A 21,565-nucleotide genomic window follows, 5' to 3' on the forward strand; every position below is an offset into this window, starting at 1 on the left:
TGCTATAATGCTTTTCCCGGCCCTTATGAAGTTTCAACCATGCTGCACAACACCATAAAAAGCGACATCAAACAGTGTTACATCAACCTTGGTCATCAACTCGATAACTTTATTCCTCGTCGTGCACAAAACTATTTAGTTGCAGAAATAGCGAAAACACTCGCAGGTGAATACCATAAAAAGAATCGAGTTCTCGTTGCAGAAGCAGGGACGGGTATTGGTAAATCTCTGGCCTATTTAATTGGCGGGATCCCTTTTGCATTGTTCAATAATAAAAAACTGTTGATTTCAACGGCAACCGTCGCCCTTCAAGAGCAATTAATTACCAAAGATTTACCGTTGTTTAATCAAATTTTCCCACGAGAATTTAGCTTTATTCTTGCCAAAGGACGTCAACGCTATTGTTGTAACCACAAATTAGAAGCAAGTTGTTCAACCGATAGCGAATTACAACTGGGAATGTGGGAAGAAAAACCAAAAAAATCCGATCTTGATTTACTTAAACGGATGCTAAAAGCTACTGAACAAAACAAATGGGATGGTGATCGTGATAGCTGGCCGACAACGATTCCAGACAAAGTATGGCAACAAATTATGGCGGATAAACACAGCTGCCATGCAGGAATGCCTAAACACCGTAGCTGCCCTTTTGCTAAAGCACGAGAACATCTAGATAAAGCAGATGTTATTGTGGCAAACCATGCCTTATTAATGGCTGATATTGAATTAGGCGGTGGTGTGATTTTACCTGAGCCGGAACAGACCATTTATGTGATTGATGAAGCACACCATTTACCACAAGTCGCGCGTGACTTTTCATCTGCCGCATCCAGCCTCAAAGGGGCTGCTACATGGCTTGAAAAACTCAATCAAATTGTGGCTAAATTTGCTGAGCTGGCCGACTACCAAAAAGCAAACCGATTCCAAAACGCAATTCAAGACAGCGTGCAGCATTTAGTACCGACTTTAAATCAAATCGCCAACACTATTGATTCAAGCAAATTCAATAAAGATGGTGTCTATCGCTTTGAGCATGGTGAATTACCCGCATGGCTCGAAGAAGAAGCAAAAGGTTGTAAAGATGCCAGTAAGAAAGCATTACAATCATTAGGTAAAATTCAAGATCTTATCGCTGAACGTACCAAGGAAAATGTCATTATTCCACGTTTAGGTGAGCAAGCACTTACTGAGATCGGTTTTTACCTTCAACGCCTTGAAAATTTAGAAAAAGTTTGGTCTTTAATGGCACAACCCAACCATAAAAAAGGCGCACCACTTGCACGTTGGATAGAAAAAAGTCCTGAACGTGAGAATGATTACATCATTGAAGTATCACCATTAGAAGTCGGCTATCGTCTTGATCAACTGTTATGGAGCCGTGCTGCGGGCGCTATTTTGGTGTCGGCAACATTACGTGCATTAAATCAATTTAGCTTCTTTTGTCGTCAAGCGGGAATCTCTGATGCAGAAGCAGAAGGCACGCGTTTTCTTGCACTTGCATCACCGTTTGATTATCAAAACAACGCTCGGTTAGTTATTCCAGCGCTAAAACTTGAGCCACAAGCAGAACAATTTACCGATCTACTGATAGAAGTATTGCCTGAATACCTTGAAGGTGAAACCGCAAGCTTAGTATTATTTTCATCTTACTGGCAAATGAACAAAGTCGCCGATGCCTTGCGACCATTAACCAAGAAAAACAAGTGGCAATTACTGGTTCAAGGTGAAGAATCACGTAACGAAACGCTAAAAAAACATAAAGACAATTGTAAAAATGGCATCCCTAGCATTTTATTTGGCACTGGAAGCTTCTCTGAAGGTCTTGATTTACCTGGGGATTTATTAGAAAACCTAATTATAACTAAAATTCCATTTGCCGTACCAACATCACCAGTAGAAGAAGCACATGCAGAATACATTGAAAGTAAAGGCGGTAACCCTTTCTTACAAATTTCTGTTCCAGAAGCGAGTAAAAAGTTAATTCAATCAGTAGGTCGCCTGCTGCGAAAAGAACGCGATTCTGGTAGAGTGGTTATTTTAGATCGTCGTATTATTAATCGTCGTTATGGAAAGGCATTACTTGATTCTTTGCCTCCATTTAAGCGCGTAATTGAATACAACTAATCATCTTAGCCATAATAAAAAGCATTTAAATGATTGATATGATTGAACCAGGTACATTAGCGATACTTGGCGTAGTTGCATTAGCAGCAGGATTTATTGATGCAGTAGCAGGCGGTGGCGGCATGCTTACCGTTCCTGCTCTATTGTCCCTTGGTCTTCCCCCCCATATCGCACTTGGTACCAATAAACTGGCAGCAAGCTTTGCTTCCTCAACGGCGGCATGGACGTATTACAAGAAACAATTATTTAATCCACAATTTTGGAAGGCGTCCTTTGTTGCAACTTTTATCGGCGCAATTATTGGTACGCTGACAGTGAATCTCATCAGTGGTGCATGGCTAGAAAAAATCCTACCTTTAGTGATTTTTGCGGTCGCTATTTATAGCTTATGGCATCCACACCCAAATCCTGATCAAACACAATTACCAGAGGTAACCAAAACCTTTAAACGTAAACAGTGGCTACAAGGATCGAGCTTAGGTTTTTATGATGGTTTAGCAGGCCCCGGAACTGGCGCATTTTGGACGGTATCAAGTTTGGTCTTATATCGATTAGATATGCTACGCGCTTGTGGACTCGCAAAAGCCATGAATGTCACCAGTAATATAACTTCACTTATTACGTTCATTATCTTGGGTCATGTGAATATTGCGCTAGGTTTAATTATGGGCGTATGTTTAATGATAGGTGCATATTTAGGGGCTCATTCGGCCATTCATTTTGGCGCTAAATTTATTCGTCCCGTTTTTATTACGGTCGTGTTTATTCTTGCTGCTAAATTAGCGTGGCAAGCGTGGTTTTAAACATACCCGTTTATAGGTATAACAATGATTGATCTTTCTCGATTACAAACGCTTATTGAACAACTACAACATCAAGCAGAAGAAGCCGATCGTCTTCGCGGTGAAGCGCAGCGGCCATTATTTGATCAACAATTATTTCGTCATCGAAGTAAATTACTCACACCTTGCGTTGTTGAAATTACACAAGAACTGGCAACACTACAAAAAGAACAACAAGCGGGTAAATTATTGCCTGAACGTACCCAGCATATGTGTGAGAAACTTATCGCTCAAATAAATGCCATTCAACGTGAACTCGCAACCCAACATATTCGTAAAAATGAACCACAGCAAGCCGCTAAATGGCAACGTTCGATCAATGACGTATACCAAGATCTTAATAAGCATAGAGATTGGGAACGCCGTTTAAAAGCTATGCTTCGAGATAAAGAATCGTTACTCAACCGTTGTGGTTCTCAGCTTGAACAGCAACAAGCTCAAAAAGAGATCCTTGCCTTAGAAGGCCGTATAAGCCGTTGCCAAGCAGCATTAATAACACTCGAAAATGAGATTAATCGCCGTGAGAGAAAAGGCTAATCTTCTCTATTCTCAACACCAAACCAAAGAGATCCATTAATGAGTAATGCACCAACATCATTAGACAATGCACCAGCAGAAATTAAACTTGCAGTTGATTTAATCTGCCTATTAGAAGATAACGATATAGATCCACAAATCGTTTTATCCGCACTTGATATTGTGCGTCATGATTTTGAGAAAAAACTGCAATCACCATCATCAAAATAATAATCAACAGCCATAAAAAAAGGCTGAATTAATCAGCCCTTTATAATATCTATTTTATCTTAAAAATAAATTAGTTAATGCCCGCACGCTTTAGCAAACCAGCCATCAATGCTGAACTTGATTTTACTTGCTTTGATTTATTTTTCAGATCCTTAGCAAGCGCTGTATCATTAACATCATTAGCAATGAAGATCATTGATTGGTACATATCACGTGGCGTTTTAATACGCTCTTTATCGTTCAATGGCTTAAGCAATGTGACGACATCAGAGCCTTTCTTTTTATTTTCAGTTGTGTAACGTAAAATTGAATCAAGTAAACGATCCATATCAACCATAAATTCAGAGTTTTCAGTACCCTGTTTTTTCATTTCTTTAAGGTTTTTCTTACGAACCTGATTAATAACAAATGCTGGTTGATTAATTTTACGATAAGCGAAGATACCCGCTAGCACCAATAACGCTACACTACCAGCTGCAACATAACCCCAGATAGAACCTGAAGATTCAGCAACAGGCTGAGCGACAGCGGCAACGTTTGCAACAGACTCTGGTACATCAGACATATTTGTAACCTTTTACTTTAAGAATTCGGAATGCGGTGAGACCTTACCACCTACTCGATAAACTGCTATATATTTTATCAAAAATTAGTTCAAATAGGAGACAGAGCTCAAATGTATGCTCATTCTGCCGTTTTCAACAACAAAAATAAAGCACTGCTAGATTGATTTTCAATCAGCAGATTGTAACTATTTGTCTAGCAATATAAAAACGTTAATTTGCATCAACATCTATTTTTTCACCAAGCATTAAACCGTCATTAACACCACACATTTGCCCGTTACGTCGTATTGGCTAATCACGATGAACAAATTAACTAACAACACACATATTTATGCTTAAAGTTTAGTTGGTTTTTCACACAATGATAGTATTAACATTTGTACCAATAGTAACAATAAAGCCGCGTTCATCACGACAAATAATCTATCGTGATAATAAGCGAGTTACTTCGTTATGACGGTATCGGTTTGGAACGTTTTAATTTTTGCACCATGACATACATACTTGGCACTACAAATAAAGGATCGACAATACCGAGTGCCATACCTGCGATAATAATTATTCCTAACGATCCCATTGCATTTGCTCCTGGCCCAGCTTCGCATAACAGCGGCAATGTGCCCAAAATCATAGTTAATGAGGTCATTAATATCGGCCTTAAGCGCGTTTTAGTTGCTTCTAAAATTGCAGCGCGAGGCAAATAACCTTGAGCTTGTAATTCATTAGCAAACTCAGTGATCAAAATACCGTGCTTACAAATCAATCCAATTAAAGTAATTAAACCAATTTGTGAATACACATTTAAGCTGTAATCACTAAAATATAAAGCCCACAAAGCGACAGATATAGTGATAGGTAATGACAACATCACCACTAATGCATCTACCACACTTTCAAACTGTGCACTTAATACCATGTAAATAAACACTAATGCTGCAATAAAGACGAATAGCATTTGTTGATTGGCATCTAAATATTGTTTGGCGCTGTCAACATAGCTATAACGCGCATTGGTCGGCAGAAGCGTTGGTAACATTTTATTTAACGCATTGATCCCCTGCCCCATGCTGACACCATCAGCCAATCGAATCGATAATGACGCCGATGTCGCACGATCATATTGATTAAGCGCGTGTGGCCCTAATTGATTATTAATACTAATCAACTCAGATAATGGCACTAAGGTACCATTATTATTACTGATCCTAAGTTGTAAGAGTGCATTCGGTGTTAAAGTATAAGCCGACGCTAATTGTAAATGGAGAGGATAATTAGCACCTTGATAGCTCATATCATTATTGAATGTCTTACCACTCATGGCTAATTTTAACACTTGCTGAATATTATACAGCGACACACCATATTGAGATGCCAGCACACGGTTGATCTGGATCTTAAACTGATTTTGATCGAATTTTAATCCACTTCTTGCATGAACAAATAACGGCGACTGCTGAATCTTATGAGCAAGCACTGTCATCTGTTGGGATAACGTTTTTTCATCAGCACTGCTGCTAACATTAATATCAATGCCATTACTATTACCATGTCGCCCACCTCCCGTTTCAATGGCGGGGATCACACCAGTAAACACCGTATTACCACCTACTTTTAAACGCGCATCGATCTTTTCACTGATCGCCTGTGCTGATAGCTGACGTTGATCCCATGGTATTAACGTTACAAAACCACGAATAAAATCACTACTGGTCAAAATAGCCACATGCGCAATATCAGGGATCTGACGCAACTGCTTATTCATATTGTTGATCATTCGTTGCTCAGTAGCATCGTCACTGCTGCCCACTAAAGGCTGAAACAAAAAGATTTGCCCGGAATCTTCTGCAGGTAACATTTCTGATGGTGTCTGCATAAATGGCCAATAACTGCTGACTAAAATAATCACCATCAACACTAATGTCATTTTACGATAATCGATAGTTGAGGCTAATACGCGCTGATAAACCATCGCTAAATGAGTTAACTTATTATTAATCCACGTTTCAAATCGACCCGCGGGGTGATGATTCATCATTTTACTGCACATCATCGGCGATAACGTTAATGCCACCACACCAGAAATAATCACAGTCCCCGCTAAGGTAAACGCAAACTGCTGGAACAACTGACCAGTAATACCATCGACAAGTCCAACAGGAATATAAACCGCCGCTAATGTTAAGGTAGTCGCTATAATAGCAAATCCAATTTGACGACAAGCAACCACGGTCGCTTTACGCACAGATGAGTGATGCCGTAACTGACGATGAACATTCTCAACCACGACTATCGCATCATCAACCACCAGCCCAACCGCTAATAACATCGCCAATAAGGTTAATGAATTAATACTAAACCCTGCGAGCTTTAAAATAATAAACGAACAAGATAAGCACACCGGAATGGTCACAATAGGAATCAAAGCAATACGTAAGTTACCTAAAAATAACCAAATCACGCCAGCAACTAACAGTACAGCTAATCCAATCGCAAAATAAACATCATTGAGAGAAGTAATAATAAAGGTCGATTTATCTAACAATACCGTCGCTTTCATACCACTTGGTAGGGTAGTCGAATTAAGTAATTGGTGTACTTGTTGTGATAACACTAACGGATTAGCCGTCGCAGTATATTGTGGATTAAGCACAAACAGCATCGCATTCTTCTTTGAAAAATCCACTAAAGGCTGCAATTCAAGTTGGCTACTGGGTGTACCTATGGTTACCGTGGCAATTTGTGATAAGCGAATCGGTTGTTGGCCATATACCGCCACAATGGTATTACTAATCGCCGTTAAATTTGAAATAGCCCCTGTTGATACTAATTGGTATTGACTTTGTGTTCCCGATGTTTGACCACTTAATGCGGTAATACTGTCAATATCAGCTAATTTGTTGATAACCTTATTTAGCGTCAAGCCATAGTGCTGCACTTTATCTGGATTGATCGTAATTAACACTGATTGTGCAGAGCTAGGAGCAACACTTACCGCTCCTGCTGCGGGCAACTGTTCAAGCTGTGGTAATAACGAATTAATACCATATTGATGAAATTCATATTGTTGTTGATGTGGCCCAGGCGTTAAACCAATCAGCATTGCAGGCATACCCTGATCATCAGATTTAAAAACATCAGGTGTTATATCATCCGGTAACTGACTTTCAATATTACCGATATCATTATGGATCTCACTTACCAAGGTATCTATTCCATGTTCATCAATACTGGTAGCTACATCAATAATTATACTGCCTCGACCTTGGTGAGCCGTTGCTGTTAAATGACGGATCCCTTCCGTACCCGCGATAGCGTTTTGAATCGGAATCAGTACTTCCGTCATCATATTTTGCGCAGCAATAGCATTGTCATACACAACAATTTGAATTTTTGACTGACTAATTTGAGGTGTATAACGCCAAGGTAACTTTTGACTAAACAACAACCCTATAAATACGGGTATTAACCATAATACGGTGCACAATACTGGGCGACGAAGACAAAGTTCAGTTAATTTCATGCTTGAATTGCTTGTGGTTGAGTATTGGTATTGGTATGTACATGTTGAGGATGAACAATCTCTACTTTTTGATCGGTACGTAAATAATTTTGACCATTCACAACAAGCTGCTCACCAACGTTTAAGCCCGATAAAATTTGTACATAGCCATCATAATAATCACCTACTTTTACATTGCGTAACCGCGCTATATTATCAACCACAACAAAAGCTTGAGCCCCTTGAATATTGGTCATCAAAGCGGATGTCGGTATCGTTATTTGATGAGGTAATCGTTGTGTTTGTTGAACAACCTTGAGGTATTGTCCAGCAGAAAAGGGAGCGAATGGCGGTAACAGCGCTTGTAATGTTACTAACCCCGTAGCGGTATTGGGTGCAATATAAATCACACGTCCAGTCTCTTGAATCGATGGTATTAGCTCTGATTGCACCAAGACATGCTGTCCTAGTTTATAATCCTGGCGATGTAATGCAGGTAGTTGATATTCAATCTTTAATTGATGTGGCGTGTATAGCGTTGCTAGGCTATTACCCACGGTAACAATATCCCCAACATGGTAGTCGGTTGAGCTAATTACGCCCGTAAACGGCGCTTTAATTGTCAACTGAGCTAATAAACTTTTATCTTGATCAAATTGTGCTAACGCCTGTTTGTAACTACTTTCACTGTCATCATAAACACTACGTGAAATTAGACCTTTGGCACTTAACTGCGCTTGACGTTGCCATGCCTGCTGCGTCGCCACTAACAATGCTTGATCATGAGCGACTTTAGCTTCCGCTACTTGTGGATCCAATTGTACTAATACCTGCCCTTTAGTGACAGTTTGACCTGCATTAAACAAAATGGCCGTGATCTTATTGGTCTGTAAACATTTTAATGCCACGACATTATGGCTTTTTACCACACCATAGCCCGTCACTTGCTGAATAATAGTACGTGATTTAATTGGCTGCGTTTCAACTTGAATCACAGGAGCCACTGGCGCTATAGCGATAGTGTTTGAACCACCATCACAACCTACCAACGTAAATGCCATGGTAGTAATAACCAACATTGAAACCGCTGTTCGTTTTAACATGATCTATTTCCTAGAACATAAAACAATATGAGCTAGGATAAACCAGCACAATATACCCATAAGGAATACAATATTATCAAGGCTGATTGTTTAATACATCATTACCTGTGAACTTTACGCTGTTTTACATTAACTAAGACAAAAAGAGCAATTGGCGCTCAACATCGCCGAATTATCATGCTGAATAATGACCGATGTGTCCGTTCACTACTGATTCAAGAAAATAACAATAAGCCGATGATTAACCCACCAGCAAACATTCTTACCTGTCGCAGTGATGAATTAGCATTGCATCAATTTCTCAATGGCAAAGACAATATTGCAGCACCTAAAATTATTTGCGCTTGTAAGCAAATAACCAAACAACAATTAGTATCAACTATCACTGAAAAACACATACAAAATGTAGAAGCATTAAGTCAAGCCACAACCGCTCGATAATGACCATAAAACAAACAATGAGAAGCTTGTTTTTTATTCGATCTTATAAAACCCACTATGTTGATTAAAAATATTTATCGTCACAATAAATATTTTATATTTTAAGCATGAAAAATATCCGTTGAGAGCCTTAGAAAACGAAAACAAACATTAACTACCTAATAAATAACAATAGTTTTAAATGTAACAAAAAAGTAAACGTTAAAATTAGAACACAATAATATTTTGTCACATTCAAATACAAGTGATAATAATTCTCAATTACGTAAATAATAGTTTACAGTTATTTTTTTGCTAGCCGTGTATATATTTGCATGTATTTTAAATAATCTTTAGCATCTATTTCCAATGCAGACACCCATTAAATAAAAACATTTCAATACATATTATTATTTAATGAACTTATATAAATATATTATTATCCAATATAACAGGACCTATCATGAAAAAATCAATTCTAATTACATTACTATTATCAAGCACAGTACTAGCAGGTTGTAATTCAATTAAAGAGGCTGCAGGTAATATGGTATTAGGCGAAGATTTAGTTCAAGCCGCTGAAAAACTTGATCACTGTGATATGTCTGGCTTAAATACATTAGAAAATATTGCAAAGAATAACCATGATATGAGAGGTTCTGCAGCACTTATTGCACTAGGTGCAAACTATGCGGCAGCAGGTAATACAGCCAAAATTAATACTATTGCTAAACAATTACATGCACAGACACCAAATAAAACGCTTGAATTTGTAAAACAAGAAATTATTGATTCAGGTAAAACTCAACAACAAAACCGCATTAATAATGGTTTATCTGGTAACTGCCAGTAATAAAAAAGGTGGTTATTTATTTAACCACCTGTAATTATATTTTTTAATTTAGATACGATACTATTTATATTAGTACTACTCTATTTAAACTAAATATAAAAATCTTTAATTCCTTGTAATAAATTGTTCACCGCAACTGCGGCTAAAATCAATCCCATTACACGGCTAATAATAGCGGCACCAATATTACCAATCCATTTTTGAATTGTTGTCGCACTCAGTAGTAATAGCAAACTGACAAATAAAACCGCCATCATCACCCCTGCGGTTATTGCTTGATCCACCACTGAATAACGATGGTTATCAGTTAACATCACCACCGCCATCATGGCACCAGGAGAGGCTATCGAGGGAATAGCTAAAGGATAAACAGCGAGATCCGCAAGTTCTGAATGACTAATATCTTGAGTTAATTTTTGTTCCTGTTCTGGCTTACTTTCACCAAAAATCATCGTTAACGCAAACAGTAATAATACTAAACCACCAGCCGCCTGAAATGCAGGCAGTGGAATTTGCATTGCTTCAAGTAATAATTGCCCAGCGACTAAGAAAAAAATCAAAACGCCACTCGCAATCGCAACAGCTTTTAATGCCACTTTACGACGCTGTTTTAATGTTAAATGTTGAGTCTGTGATAAATAAACTGGCACCGACCCGATAGGATCAATAACAGCCCAAAGCACAACAAACTGAGTAATTATAATACTAAGCAAAAATCACCTCTCCGATAATGAATACAAATTCCATTTACTAATAAGATAGTCATCTTATTCTATTAAAGATTTTAGTTTTGGTTATAAACCTAGCCTGACAATGCTACAAATAAACGTCTAATTTCAATTTATTGATATCTTTTTGAAAGATATCAATAAAAAGATAATAACTCGATTTTACAATTTCTCAGCTGCCGCGGTAAATCCATTCGCAGAGAGATTAAATCCAGCAATATCGACATACTCTTTCTTTTGAAATAATGTCAGTACTTTGTCCATATTGCCTGAATTATTACCAGAATAAGCATATGCAGTACAATTATGTGTTGTAGGATCGTAGTGAGTATTTACGCGTAATACAATTTCATCCGCAACATTTAAATTACTGAAAGCAGGCACATATAACCAATTACGACATGCTGTTGCTCGTGTTTCCATATGATCAAGAAAATCAATGCGAGATAAGCGTTGGCCGTTATTAGTAAAATGAAAAATATAAGCTTGATTACCGAAATCTGTTTTGGTCACGATTTCATTTTGCGCAGGGAGCGCTTGGTAACTATTGTGCTGTGTCGTACCAGCAAAGGCACTAGGAGCCATAAAACTTAATGAAAGCAAAAATGAAGAAATAACGGTAGTTCGGTTAAGCACTGCGTGCACTCCAATGGCTAAATGTCGCTAATAGTCATCTAATATGACTATTAGCGATAATAACGCAATAGCTTTTACCGTAATTTTATTTTCAGCTTTGGTATTTATACAGTTTTTTATACTGCAGTGTTAATCAATCAATACTAAAGAGTCTAAAATACCTTTACCACTATGAATGCCACCTTCATTTTCACTTGCAGGCTTACTACGAATTAAATATCCCGCGTAACCATCAAGGTCAGTAACGGGCTGGCCTTTAAAATAAGCGGTAAATAAACCTATTTCACTGACTAAATCATTCACGACCGTCGATTTAGCATCACGAATAGCAACAGTAGGTACGTCTCGTTCATGAGGATATAAACGCTGCATTAACGCCCAAGCATCATATTCAGCAACCGTTAATTTCGCTAACGTTGCACTAATATCATCGCCAAAAACACAGTGTCCACCGCCCTCGCCTTGATTCTTAAGTACCCATTCACTTTTTATCGCTTCAGTATTAAACCAATGAATCGTATCAGTATTAATCGGCTTCATTTCTGCTAACACACTTTTAATTAGCTGGGCTTCTTCAAGAGTAACTCCCCAACGGACATACTCTTGGGCTGGCATCATGGTTAATAACATTTGCATCGTTTTACTGGTTGCCAGCTGCTGACCAACCGTAGCATTAAGAGCAACATGGTGCTGCTCAATAAAAACGCGTATTTGGCTTAAAGTATAACAACACACCGCTTCATTAAGCTCGGGAGCGCAATAATCTGAATATTGATAACCCGCACGTAAATACACCACATCTACCGCGCCAACCCCGTCTAAGATCAAGCGTTGATTTGGGCCAGTTATTAATTGGGCACTTAATTGTTCAAAGGTACGTCTTACGGTACGCACGCCTTGTTGCTGCAACGCTATTTCTAACAGATGCTGATCATAAACATTATCTTCATTTTTCTGCACCACCATTAAAAATACCGGTGAGCCTTGCTCATTAAAATCGGCTTTTATTTGGGTTGCAGCGGTCACAATGCCATTAGCTAATTGTGTTAAGCCTTCATTTTCAGCGGGTATTGCTGCGGTATCTTCTAACCATGATTGATAGGTTTCAGGCCATTGGCGTTGCATAAAGGCATGAAATTCAGTTGCACGTTGTCCAAATGGAGCCATCCCCGCAGCAATACCATTAAATTCAATGACTTTAGCGCCATATTGACGATCATCCATAAAATCCGTTCGCATTAACAGTAATGGCTGACGAGCAGGATCAAGTGGGTGAGTGGCTGTGCCATGGATTTGCTGATGAAGCGCCATTAAACGACCAAAGAAAGGATCCGCTTTTGCCATATCACTCAATGAGGATTGTAAAAAATCAGGATCTTCAGCCACATTACTGATCAATTTAGTAAGAAGCGGCACCACACGACGTAAATGCGCATAAACCTCTCGCTCTATCGTCATCGGAGCAATACTCAATGGACAGTGCTTGGCTGTATTATCCGCTTGACGAAAAGCCACACCATGCATAATTGCCCATTCACAAACATCTTCAATAATCTGTGGTGCAATCACTGTTTTTTTATTGATATTCATACTTTAATCGCTCTTTAATCTAGCCTAATTTGACACTGATGTTTATCTATAATGTCGACGACAGGGTTGCCGATGTGAGTCCAAAGGTTGTGGTTAATTGTTCATTTTGCTGCTGCTCTTGTTGTGCTAAATAGAGATCTCGATAATCTCCGTCTTGAGTAATTAAAGCATCATGTGTTCCACTTTGGACAATTTGACCTTGATTCATCACTAAGATTTGATCTGCATTTTGAACCGTCGATAGTCGATGAGCGACAATAATGACTGTTCTGCCATCTTGAATATTATCCAAGGCAATTTTGACCGCTTCTTCTGTTTCACTATCAATATTGGCGGTGGCCTCATCTAATAAAAACACCTGTGGGTTGTGAGATAACGCTCTCGCCAACGCTAACAATTGCCGCTCTCCAACCGATAACGATCCACCACCAATGCTTGGACGATGATGATAACCGCCATTTAAGCGTTGAATAAAATCATCCGCTCGCACCTGTTTAGCAGCATTAATCGCACGCTCTTCATTCAGTGTCGCATGCGACAATTCAATGTTATCAAGCACCGAGCCACTAAAAATGGTTGGATCTTGAGAAACTAAACCAAACATTTTGCGCAACTGAGCTTCAGGGATCGACACTAACGGCTGTTCACCAACCAATATTTGTCCTTGCTGATGTTGATAAAAACGCATCAAAACATTGATAATAGAGCTTTTTCCACTGCCGGTATGTCCAACTATCGCAGTAAATTTCCCACCTTTAGCGACAAAACTAACATCTTTTAAAACAGGCTGCCCCTCTTCATAACTCAAGTTAACATTGCGAAATTCGATATCACATTGTGGCGGCATCGCAACATTCATTGTTAATGAAGATTGAGGTTCAGGTTTATCATCAAACAGTTCAAAAATACGCTTTGATGATACTGTCGCAATCTGCAACTTTCGTAGCTCCATTGATAGCTGTCTAAAGGGGTCAAAAAAGCGTTCAATATAGTTTAAGAAAGCATATAACGTACCCACATCAATAACGGTAGTTAACGATCCGGTTGCAAACCATGCCACAATGCCCGCTGCAGTTAATGTAGACACTAGGCGGGTTAACGGAATCAACATTAAGCTATCAATACCGATAGATTTAGACCGAAATGCAAACCATCGTTGATTTTCCTGCTCAAACTTATTTCGAAAAGCATCTTGCTGTCTAAAGGCTTGAATTAATGCCATGCCTTGTAACGACTCATTTAATCGACCATTAATAGAGCTTATCTGCTCTCGAACCCCATTAAATACTGGCATTGAGATTTTTCGATATAAATGCATCGTAAACAACAAGGTTGGAATCAGCACTAAGCTCAATAACATCAAGCGCCAATCCAGCATTGCAATCGCAATAAAAATCGCGCTAATTCGTAATCCACCTTGAATAATCGTTGGAATGGTCGACACAAACATTTCACGCATTGATTCAGTATCATTAGTAATATATGACACCAAAGTACCCGCTGGTTGTTTATCAAAAACACGAATTGGGTAATTCAATATATGGCTAAACAAATTTCGACGTATATCATTGATAACCAATAATGCACTGTGACGAAATGTTACCGCTTGCCAATAAGAAAACAGTGCAGCAATTAAATAAGATCCCATTACCGCAACGATAAGCCAACCAAGGTGTTGCCATTCAAAGTGTTGCGGCACAATCACATCATCAACAATAATCTTCGCTAACCAAGGGATCGTCATCTCAGCAGCCACCGCGACAGCTAACAACATAAACGCCACCACGAATCGGGCTTTATGAGGCAATGAATAAGCCAGTAATCGCCAAAATAACGTTGTTTCCCCCGCCGTCGTTTTAAGCATGCGTCACCTCTGCTGACAATGTAGACTGTGTCTTCGTCGCTCCAGCTGAATTCAAATGTGTTTGACGTTGATAAACCGTTGCATACCACCCTTGTTGATGCATTAATTCAGCATGAGTGCCTCGTTCGGCTATCTGCCCTTGATCCAAAACCAAAATATGATCCGCATGAATCAAATTAGCTAAACGCTGCGTCACTAATACCATCGTTTTATGCCGTAATGTAGCTTCATATTTTTACGAATGATCGCTTCCGTTTTCATATCTAAAGCGCTAAATGGGTCATCTAATAACAAGATATTGGCACCAGAAAGCAATGCGCGAGCAAGGGTTAATCGTTGTCGCTGCCCACCAGATAAGTTAGTCCCACCTTCACGAAGCATACTATCAAACCCCTGCGGCATTGCTTCAATTTCAGATTTAATCGCTACCATTTCAGCAACATGCATAATTTCTTTACGTGTTGCATTAGGTTGAGCAAAAGCAATATTTTCAGCAATTGAACCGGAGAATAACAACGGCTTTTGAGGTACCCAGGCTAAATGTTGACGTAAGCTATCAAACGTCAGTAAATCAGTACCATAGCCACCAATGTAAATTTCAGAGGGCTTTGTCAGTGGAAATTGGCGCATGATTAAATGCAACAATGTACTTTTGCCACTTCCCGTTGGGCCTGTAATACCAACCAATCCTGCCGCTGGTACCTTAACTTGAATATCTTGCAGCGCACATTGATTGGCATCTTGATAAGCAAATTCAACAATATTGATTTCTAAATTCGGTTCAGCATCTTCAGGTAATATTTCACTGCCTTGTTTTACATCCGGCTGCTCTGCAAATAATGCTTCTAAGCGTGACCATGATGTATTACCACGTTGAAACACATTAAATTGCCACCCAAACTGCATAAATGGCCCCATTAATTGCCCCAAATAAAGGGTAAATGTCGTAAATAAACCAATGGTTATATTGCCCTGTGAAATCAACCATGCGCCATAAGCCAATGACAAAACAAAAGAAAAGCCATAAATAATTTGAACCGTTGGTGCAAACGCCGCATCCACTTTAGCGACAGCAAGATTCGTCGTGAGCGTATTATCTAACGATTGTTCAAATCGCTGTTCTTGGCGCGCACGAATGCCATGTGAACGAACGGCTCGCACGCCAGCGACGGTTTCACGGGCTTCTTCATTTAAATCAGAAAAACTGGCTTGAGCGGCATCAAATGCTTGATGTAAACGCGAACCATATCGATGCGTACAATAAATTAATAACGGGAAAGGCAGCAGAGCAACCGCTGTTAGCTGACCACTAACAACAAATATCATTCCGAAAATAACAGTGAAACCGGCAATAAAAGAGTCGACTAATGTCATAATGCCCATGCCCGTTGATTCTTCTACTGCATTGAGATCATTGGTTGCATGTGCCATCAAATCGCCAGTACTACGACGGCCATAAAATGATGGCGGTAATAAAGACAGTTGATGAAACAGATCTCGTCGTAACACCTGTGTTATCGCAATTGCAGCCCCATATAATCGGCTTTGCCACACATAACGTAAGCCATACATTGCCAGTGCTGAACCAACGATGCCACAAACATCAATGATCAATGACCTCAGAGTTAAACTACCGTGATTAATATCATCAACGATATGACCAATTAACCATGATGGAATTAAATTAAGTAAAGCAACCACTTGCAAAGCAACGATTGCGATTAAATATTGACGCGCAAACATGCTAATGTAGTGGCGTAACTTCCAAATAATAGCCATAAATTATTTCGCCTTAACCTATCTCTATTATTGTTCGTAAATTTTCAGCCTGAAGATAACCATTAAAAGCCATAGGAAGCATTAATGAAGACCCGTTTTTTGGTAACGTGATGTGGATGATTCCTTTAACTGTCTTTTTATTCTGTTTAGTTATCATTTGCAGTTCATTTCACAAAAAGTATTAACTCTCATAAGACGAACAAATATCAAAAAAGACGCAAAAAATAGATAAAAAATTTCACAATTAAAAAATATTATTTAAAATCGAATATAAACAGATAGTTAACAACAACTATTGACGCTTGGGGTTATTCTTGGCTGATAAATAATTTGACCATTATGATTAAATTCAAAATCACAACATGCCACTAATTGTTCACGAAATTTAACGCGAGCTCGCTGAATTCGACTTTTAGCACCAGAGAGTGATAAGCCTAATTGATTAGCGACTTCTTGTTGAGGCATACCTTTCAGTTCAGCTAAACGTAACGGCTCTGCATATTTCTTTGGTAATGAATCAATTAATGGATATAAGCACAATGCTAATTGTTCATGTTGATCTGATACCAAATCATCATTGGCGACTAAATCTTCTGGTAACTCAAGAAAGTGTTGATGCTCACGATAATGATCAATCATTCGATTTTGAGCAATTCGATAAATCCAGCTTTTAAATTTATCAGCGGAGGTCAGTTGGTGTAGATTATTACTTGCTTTGATATAGACATCTTGAACAATATCATCCGCTAAATCAGCATCACCGAGTTGCTTTGCTACATAACGTCGCAGCTGATCTTGATGTAATAACCATTGTTCTAACATAACCCTGTCCTCAATATTTATTGCTTATAATTCCATATTACTAGAATAATGGACAATATAGTGACGCATAGTAACAGCTTAACAAAAAAGCACAACGTCGCCATTTAACAAAAACACCATGGTTTGCTAAAAGTCATGGCGTATTTGAAATAGACTCTTTATTGTTGTGCTTCTTTCTTATCGCGATAACTTACGACACAGAAGAAAATGTCATGCCAATCAAAAACCAAAATATGCTCGGGGCGGTGTTAATTCTCATTGCGACGTTTTCCTTAACACTGAAAGACAGTGCAGATAAATATCTTATTCAACACGATTACCACCCTATTCAAATGGTTTTTTTTCGATTTGCGATCCCTTTTTTATGCATGGCTATTTTTATGCCCAAACAAACCAAGGTAGCTATTTTCGCCACCAATGGTAAGTTGATATTACGCGCCTTATTATTCTTAGTGTGTGCAGTCACATCGGTTATTGCGTTAAAATATATTCCGTTAGAAATGTATATCATCATTGTGCAGATGGGCAGTATTGCTTATATGCTTGGTGGCACTTTGTTTTTTAAAGAAACCCTGACACCAATAAAAATTATCGCTACATTATTAGGCTTTGTGGGCGTAATTATTGTTATAAACCCAACCAATATCGATGGTCTGCAATGGGTTTATTTATTACCTTTACTGATTGCTGTTGCTAATTCAGGTTATAATCTTATTACCAAAACTATTGATTCAAGCATCTCATTATTATCGGTGTTAATTAATTCATTCTTTATTTTAGGCTCAATATCTACGCTGCTTTTAATTGCTCAACCTCAAATGTGGATAACGCCATCCTTAACGGCACTACCTTATTTTATAACCATTCCTATTGTTACCATCATATCGCAACTGTGTTTAATTAAAGCCATGAACATCGCAGAAGCATCACATATAGCGCCATTCTTTTACTTTCAAATTATATTTTCTTGTATTTTTGGATACTGGATGTTTGATGAATTACCCACTTTTTATACCATTACTGGTGGGCTTTTTATTGTTGCAGCAGGGTTACTTATTACCTATTCTAATTATTTTCCTACAAATAAAAACAAGCAATAATAAACATGGCTTTAAAAATAAAACAGGTTTGGTGATATTCAATCATGATCAAAATGGCTTTTTCTAATAAGCCACCTGATCATAATCATTAATACTATGCGTTTGAATTTACGCCATCATCCATCATATTACTTGTACCGTATTACTTTTCCATTAGCCCTTTACTATGAAAATACTCCGCAATAAATGGACGTGATTCTTTCGATAACGTTGCCGTTACTGCACTTGACCAATCTTGTTGTTTATTATGAGTCGAACGCTGCTGATAATATTCAATCATCTGTTGGTCATATTCAGCCAACAGCGGTTTATTTAATGGTTGATATTCATTTTCATGCAAAATCATATCCATCGGTAAGCGTGGTTTTGATTGTGGATCTTGCGCAGGCACACCTAAGCACATACCAAATAATACCGCGCTATATGGCGGTAAATTCAATAAAGCATCAACCTCATGGGGATTATTACGCAATCCTCCAATGTAAACCCCACCTAACCCCATTGATTCTGCGGCTAATAAACAGTTTTGCGCCATAATGCCGCTATCAATCGCACCAATTAAAGCAAGCTCGGTGTACTCAGGTTTTATTCCAGCGCTAATAGAATAGTGACGTTGATAATCAATACAAAACACTAAAAACTCAGCCGCTTGTTTTACATAACCCTGATCACCTGCAAGATGTGCCAATGCTGTGCGTTTCTCAGGATCAGTAATGCGAATAATCGATGTCGCTTGGATCATATTTGAACTAGAAGCCGCAATACCTGCCGCAATAATCGTCTTTAATTGTTTAGCAGAAATAGCATCATTCGTAAATTGACGAATAGAGCGATGACCAAGCATAGTTTGAATAGTGGTATTCATTGATAGAGATCCATCCGAGTAGATATAAACCAATAGCGAAGAGCAACAGTACTCTGCTAACCCATCACTACAATAATTGTTATTCGACAAAACTAATAACAACATACTAAATAAGCAAGCGAAAAAAACGAATACAATAATTTCGTTTAGACTACTAATTATTTTGTTATCTATTTATTTATATGTTAGCATCACCCACTTCTAAATCGCACAGTATGATTTCATCATCATACTCCCAAATAAAAGTAGTTAAACTTGAAGATTACGCCGCCTTAACCTCTCTCTAATGAGCGCCTGCTCATTATTCTAAATGCAGCTCTCTTGCTGTCACTCTGCTATGCCTGCCATAGCTAAAACTTCCTGATCCTAAATGTTTGCGGATTTCATCCGTGGCTTTTACACGTCTAAAATATAGAGATAACATGTTAGATTACATAAAAAACAACTGGTTATATAATATAAAGAAAGATCTCCTTGCCGGAATTGTGGTTGCCCTAGCCCTTATACCAGAAGCTATTGCGTTTTCCATTATTGCGGGTGTTGATCCTAAAATTGGTTTATACGCCTCTTTTTCGATGACCGTTATCATTGCTGTTGTCGGAGCAAGATCAGGCATGATCTCAGCGGCAACTGGGGCAATGGCATTATTAATGATCACCCTTGTAAAAGAACACGGGCTGCAATACTTAATGGCCGTTACTATCCTTACGGGTGTAATACAAATAATGGCCGGGTATTTAAAGCTTGGTAATTTAATGCGCTTTGTGTCTAAACCTGTTATTACTGGATTTGTTAACGCGTTAGCAATACTTATTTTTATGGCTCAACTTCCAGAATTAACACATACAACTTGGTCTGTTTATCTATTAACAGCCAGTGGATTAGCCATTATTTACCTATTTCCGCTTATTCCTCTCATTGGAAAACTTATTCCTTCACCGCTAGTCTGTATTATCACGTTAACTATTGGTGCAGTATTGCTGAAATTGGATGTACGCACAGTTGGTGATATGGGTCAATTACCCGATACGCTACCTATCTTTTTATTGCCCGATGTTCCCCTTACATTCCATACTTTACAGATAATATTTCCTTATTCTTTAGCGCTTGCTGCTGTTGGATTACTCGAATCGATGATGACAGCAACCATTATTGATGACTTAACCTCAACTACAAGTAACAAAAACCAAGAGTGTAAAGGGCAAGGCATCGCAAATATAGGTACGGGTTTACTGGGTGGAATGGCAGGCTGTGCCATGATCGGTCAATCGATGATCAATATTCAATCAGGAGGAAGAAGCCGCTTATCAACCTTGTTTGCAGGTATTGCCTTATTAATAATGATTTTATTTTTAAGTGATATTCTAAAGCTTATTCCAATGGCCGCTCTAGTCGCAGTGATGATAATGGTATCCATTAGTACATTTTCATGGGATTCCATTAAAAATATCAAACATCACCCGTTATCAAGCAACATTGTTATGCTAGCAACGGTTATCGTCGTTGTGACAACCCATAATCTAGCGATTGGCGTCTTCATTGGCGTATTACTGTCATCAGTCTTCTTTGCACATCAAGTTAGCCAATGCGTTGTCGTAAAATCAACGCTGGAAAATGAACAAATTTACAATGTTTATGGGCAAATATTCTTTGCTTCTGCGGATCACTTTTCATCTTTCTTTGATGTTAATAACGTTGCTAAGCATGTCAAAATTGATTTATCGTTAGCGCATTTTTGGGATCTCACGGCCATAACAGCATTAGATAAAACCATCCTTAAATTAAGATCACAAGGTGCAACCACTGAACTTATAGGCATGAATGAAGCAACCGCCAAAATAATTAATCAATTCGCGGTTCATGATGATCCAGAGTTAAATCAAAAACTGTTAACCAGCCACTAATAACGCTATTTAAAAGATTAGCTTTTAGTCTTCGCTTATTCTAATAATATAACCGTAAACAGATTGCCAACCGTGATACCTTACTCGTTGAAAGGTATATAAGGTTGGCTTTCTTATTACAAT

Annotated in this window: 17 protein-coding genes and 1 pseudogene; 8 read left to right on the plus strand and 10 right to left on the minus strand. The window is 38.4% G+C overall.

The window, feature by feature from the left end; all coding sequences use genetic code 11:
• The first annotated feature begins 39 nt into the window (after nucleotides 1-39).
• Genes dinG through rsmS form a run of 4 tightly spaced genes read left to right on the plus strand, consistent with a single transcriptional unit; the run spans nucleotide 40 to nucleotide 3,713 of the window.
• Nucleotides 40-2,124: an ATP-dependent DNA helicase DinG gene (gene dinG, locus ACJZU6_RS11795; RefSeq protein ID WP_408900946.1), complete on the plus strand. Its 2,085-nt coding sequence runs from the start codon at nucleotides 40-42 to the stop codon at nucleotides 2,122-2,124.
• 29 nt (nucleotides 2,125-2,153) lie between these two features.
• Nucleotides 2,154-2,927: a TSUP family transporter gene (locus tag ACJZU6_RS11800; RefSeq protein ID WP_107275343.1), complete on the plus strand. Its 774-nt coding sequence runs from the start codon at nucleotides 2,154-2,156 to the stop codon at nucleotides 2,925-2,927.
• Between the two features lie 24 nt (nucleotides 2,928-2,951).
• Nucleotides 2,952-3,503 (plus strand): primosomal replication protein PriC, encoded by a 552-nt coding sequence (priC, locus tag ACJZU6_RS11805; RefSeq protein ID WP_408900314.1) that lies wholly within the window; start codon nucleotides 2,952-2,954, stop codon nucleotides 3,501-3,503.
• Between the two features lie 39 nt (nucleotides 3,504-3,542).
• Complete coding sequence (rsmS, locus tag ACJZU6_RS11810; RefSeq protein ID WP_080156880.1) at nucleotides 3,543-3,713, plus strand: pleiotropic regulatory protein RsmS; 171 nt, start codon at nucleotides 3,543-3,545, stop codon at nucleotides 3,711-3,713.
• Nucleotides 3,714-3,783: 70 nt separating this feature from the next.
• Here the strand turns inward: rsmS and ACJZU6_RS11815 are convergent, their stop codons facing one another.
• The 3 genes from ACJZU6_RS11815 to ACJZU6_RS11825 form a co-directional block, all read right to left on the minus strand.
• Nucleotides 3,784-4,278: a hypothetical protein gene (locus ACJZU6_RS11815; RefSeq protein ID WP_080156881.1), complete on the minus strand. Its 495-nt coding sequence runs from the start codon at nucleotides 4,276-4,278 to the stop codon at nucleotides 3,784-3,786.
• A gap of 452 nt (nucleotides 4,279-4,730) precedes the next feature.
• Nucleotides 4,731-7,799 carry an efflux RND transporter permease subunit gene (locus tag ACJZU6_RS11820; RefSeq protein WP_408900315.1) on the minus strand — a complete coding sequence of 1,023 codons (3,069 nt, stop codon included), beginning with the start codon at nucleotides 7,797-7,799 and terminating at the stop codon, nucleotides 4,731-4,733.
• Nucleotides 7,796-8,881: an efflux RND transporter periplasmic adaptor subunit gene (locus ACJZU6_RS11825; protein ID WP_408900316.1), complete on the minus strand. Its 1,086-nt coding sequence runs from the start codon at nucleotides 8,879-8,881 to the stop codon at nucleotides 7,796-7,798. Before ACJZU6_RS11825 ends, ACJZU6_RS11820 begins: the two co-directional genes overlap by 4 nt.
• 177 nt (nucleotides 8,882-9,058) lie before the next feature.
• Here ACJZU6_RS11825 and ACJZU6_RS11830 point away from each other — a divergent pair, with 177 nt between their 5' ends.
• Nucleotides 9,059-9,322 carry a hypothetical protein gene (locus tag ACJZU6_RS11830; RefSeq protein WP_408900317.1) on the plus strand — a complete coding sequence of 88 codons (264 nt, stop codon included), beginning with the start codon at nucleotides 9,059-9,061 and terminating at the stop codon, nucleotides 9,320-9,322.
• A 442-nt stretch (nucleotides 9,323-9,764) separates the two neighbouring features.
• Complete coding sequence (locus ACJZU6_RS11835) at nucleotides 9,765-10,154, plus strand: hypothetical protein (RefSeq protein WP_241956824.1); 390 nt, start codon at nucleotides 9,765-9,767, stop codon at nucleotides 10,152-10,154.
• 89 nt (nucleotides 10,155-10,243) lie between these two features.
• On the opposite strand, the gene ACJZU6_RS11840 is transcribed toward ACJZU6_RS11835, so the two are convergent.
• From ACJZU6_RS11840 to sigZ, 6 genes and pseudogenes are all read right to left on the minus strand, one after another.
• Nucleotides 10,244-10,867 carry a MarC family protein gene (locus ACJZU6_RS11840; protein WP_408900318.1) on the minus strand — a complete coding sequence of 208 codons (624 nt, stop codon included), beginning with the start codon at nucleotides 10,865-10,867 and terminating at the stop codon, nucleotides 10,244-10,246.
• Between the two features lie 177 nt (nucleotides 10,868-11,044).
• Nucleotides 11,045-11,518, minus strand: a complete 474-nt coding sequence (locus ACJZU6_RS11845) for a hypothetical protein (protein ID WP_235865862.1) — start codon at nucleotides 11,516-11,518, stop codon at nucleotides 11,045-11,047.
• A gap of 129 nt (nucleotides 11,519-11,647) precedes the next feature.
• Nucleotides 11,648-13,108: a glutathione synthase gene (locus ACJZU6_RS11850; RefSeq protein WP_408900319.1), complete on the minus strand. Its 1,461-nt coding sequence runs from the start codon at nucleotides 13,106-13,108 to the stop codon at nucleotides 11,648-11,650.
• Nucleotides 13,109-13,154: 46 nt separating this feature from the next.
• On the minus strand, nucleotides 13,155-14,972 hold the full coding sequence (locus ACJZU6_RS11855; protein WP_408900320.1) for an ABC transporter ATP-binding protein: 1,818 nt from the start codon (nucleotides 14,970-14,972) through the stop codon (nucleotides 13,155-13,157).
• Nucleotides 14,965-16,751, minus strand: a pseudogene (locus ACJZU6_RS11860) (ABC transporter ATP-binding protein). Before ACJZU6_RS11860 ends, ACJZU6_RS11855 begins: the two are co-directional and overlap by 8 nt.
• A gap of 282 nt (nucleotides 16,752-17,033) precedes the next feature.
• Nucleotides 17,034-17,573, minus strand: a complete 540-nt coding sequence (sigZ, locus tag ACJZU6_RS11865; RefSeq protein WP_408900321.1) for an RNA polymerase sigma factor SigZ — start codon at nucleotides 17,571-17,573, stop codon at nucleotides 17,034-17,036.
• 212 nt (nucleotides 17,574-17,785) lie between these two features.
• On the opposite strand from sigZ, the gene ACJZU6_RS11870 reads away from it, so the two are divergent.
• Entirely contained in the window at nucleotides 17,786-18,673 is an 888-nt protein-coding gene (locus tag ACJZU6_RS11870) for a DMT family transporter (protein ID WP_080156894.1), read from the plus strand.
• 142 nt (nucleotides 18,674-18,815) lie between these two features.
• Here the strand turns inward: ACJZU6_RS11870 and nfsA are convergent, their stop codons facing one another.
• Nucleotides 18,816-19,538, minus strand: a complete 723-nt coding sequence (gene nfsA / locus ACJZU6_RS11875; RefSeq protein ID WP_408900322.1) for an oxygen-insensitive NADPH nitroreductase — start codon at nucleotides 19,536-19,538, stop codon at nucleotides 18,816-18,818.
• Between the two features lie 422 nt (nucleotides 19,539-19,960).
• Here nfsA and ACJZU6_RS11880 point away from each other — a divergent pair, with 422 nt between their 5' ends.
• Nucleotides 19,961-21,442, plus strand: a complete 1,482-nt coding sequence (locus tag ACJZU6_RS11880) for a SulP family inorganic anion transporter (protein WP_080156896.1) — start codon at nucleotides 19,961-19,963, stop codon at nucleotides 21,440-21,442.
• Nucleotides 21,443-21,565 lie beyond the last annotated feature (123 nt).

This window comes from Photobacterium piscicola, assembly GCF_046058925.1.
Taxonomy (GTDB): Bacteria; Pseudomonadota; Gammaproteobacteria; order Enterobacterales; family Vibrionaceae; genus Photobacterium; species Photobacterium piscicola.